General features: G+C 72.9%; 3 protein-coding genes. All 3 read right to left on the bottom strand.

All coding sequences use genetic code 11. The annotated features are described in order from the left end of the window. Positions 1 to 60: 60 nt before the first annotated feature. Complete coding sequence (locus tag K206_RS0132625; protein WP_020206501.1) at positions 61 to 867, bottom strand: peptidylprolyl isomerase; 807 nt, start codon at positions 865 to 867, stop codon at positions 61 to 63. A gap of 10 nt (positions 868 to 877) precedes the next feature. Beyond that, positions 878 to 1,624, bottom strand: a complete 747-nt coding sequence (gene narI / locus K206_RS0132620) for a respiratory nitrate reductase subunit gamma (protein ID WP_020206500.1) — start codon at positions 1,622 to 1,624, stop codon at positions 878 to 880. After that, positions 1,621 to 2,038: nitrate reductase molybdenum cofactor assembly chaperone (narJ, locus tag K206_RS0132615; protein WP_020206499.1), on the bottom strand; the 418-nt coding region annotated here is incomplete at its 5' end. The genes narI and narJ, both read right to left, overlap by 4 nt.

The raw sequence follows: 2,038 nt of genomic DNA, 5'->3' as shown, positions 1-2,038 counted from the left end.
AAGATCGAGATGTCCTATATCGGTGGATGAGGAGCGGTGGCTGAAGGCGACCCGGATGCCCTATTGCACGAGCGGCGTGTCGGCCGCGTCGAGGTCCACCCCTTCGATCACGGCCTGGCCCGCCAGCAGCCGCAGGTACTGGCGCAGCGCCGTGACGTAGGCCTGCTGGCGCATCCGCAGCGCCACCGCGGCGCGCACCGCCTCGAACGGCTGCGCCTCGCCGCGCTCGCGCGCGCGCACTTCCACCACGTGCAGGCCGAAGCGGCTGTGCACCAGCCGCGGCAGCACGCCCACTTCCTGGTGCCCGAACAGCTCGCGCGCGAACTCCGGCGCGCAGTCGCCCGCTTCCAGCCAGCCCAGCTCGCCGCCCTCGGCGCCGCTCGGGCAGTTCGAGAACTCGCCGGCGGCCTTGGCGAAGTATGCGCCGGCCAGTTCGGGGTCCGCGTGGCAGCGCACCTCCACCAGCATGCGCTCGGCGCGCTGGCGCAGCGCGTTGACGTCCATGCCGGGCGTCACCGCGAACAGGATGTGGCGCGCCAGCACGCGCTCGCCGCGGCTGTAGGCCGCGGGGTTGGCGGCGTGGTGGCGCCGGCACGCTTCCTCGCCGGGCTCGGGCACCTGCAGGGCGGTTTCCAGCAGGGCCTCGATCGCGGCGCTGGCCGCCTCGCTGACCACGCCGTCGACGGTGCCGGCGTCGGCCGCATCGAGCAGCCCGGCGCGCCGGGCCGCCTGGCACAGCAGTTCGGTGCAGGCGCGCTGGCGCAGCGTCTCGGGCGCGAGCGCCTCGCCGCGCGCGTGCAGGGCCTGGCCGTTCACCGACGCGACGGGGGCGACGGGGACGAATGCCGTGGATGTGGGACCGGTCATGGCGCGCTCCTCAATGCGATTGCCCGGGCTGCGCGCGCCGGGTGCCGCGTTCCTGTCCGGCCGGCAGGTTCAGGCGCCGGCTGCGCACCACCTGATAGGGGCGGAACAGATACGCCACCGAGGCGAAGCCGCTCCAGACGTGGACCAGCCGGGTGAAGGGAAAGACCAGGAACACCGTCATGCCCAGCACCATGTGGAGCTTGAACACCCAGCCCACGCCCTGCATCAGCTCCGCCGTGCCGCCGCGCAGCGTCACGACGCGCTGCGCCCATTCGGCCAGCACCAGCATCATGCTGCCGTCCAGGTGCTGGCCGGACAGCGGTATGGTGCCCAGCCCCAGCGCCAGCTGCACCCACAGCAGCCAGAGGATGGCGATGTCGCCGGGCCGCGAGGTGGCGCGGATGCGCGCGTCGCCCAGGCGGCGATGCAGCAGCAGGCTCACGCCGACGAAGCCGAGCACGCCGGCCACGCCGCCGGACACCATCGCCAGCAGCTGCTTGGCGCCGGCGCTGATGAAATGGCCGTAGACCGCGTGCGGCGTGAGCATGCCGAACAGGTGCCCGAAGAACAGGAACAGCACGCCGACGTGGAACAGGTTGCTGGCCCAGCGCAGTTGCCCGGCGCGCAGCATCTGCGAGGAATCGCTTTTCCACGTGTACTGGTCGCGGTCGAAGCGGATCAGGCTGCCGACCAGGAACACGGCCAGGCAGATGTACGGATACAGGCTGAAGAAGAAGGTGTCGAGGGCGGCAGTCATGATCGCGCTCCGGTGGCGGGTCCGTCGCGGCGGACGAAATGGATGGGCTGCGGCGCGCCGGGCTTGTCCTGGCCGCGCGTGGCGCAGCCGTCGAAGGCGGGCGGCTCGGCCCAGGCTTCGTCGAGCGGCTCCTCGGGCGGCAGCCGCACCGGCTCGACGCGCTCGCCGGCCAGCTCCAGCACGGCGGCGATGGCCGCCCGGTACGGGCTGTGGCGCTGCGCCAGCGCGGCGTGCACGGCGTTGAGGATGTGCGCCATCTCGGCCAGGAACGCGCGCGCGGTGGGCGCGGGCTGGGTGGCGGCGAACTCCAGCACCACCGGCAGGTAGTCGGGCAGTTCGCCCGGGCCCAGCGCCAGGCCGGCGGCCTCGTACATCCGCAGCAGGTCCACCAGCGCCTGGCCGCGCTCGCGCGAA

Source organism: Cupriavidus sp. WS (assembly GCF_000395345.1).
Lineage (GTDB): Bacteria > Pseudomonadota > Gammaproteobacteria > Burkholderiales > Burkholderiaceae > Cupriavidus > Cupriavidus basilensis_B.
Note: the sequence above shows the minus strand (reverse complement) of the source record. Positions and strands in the feature narration are given on the sequence as shown.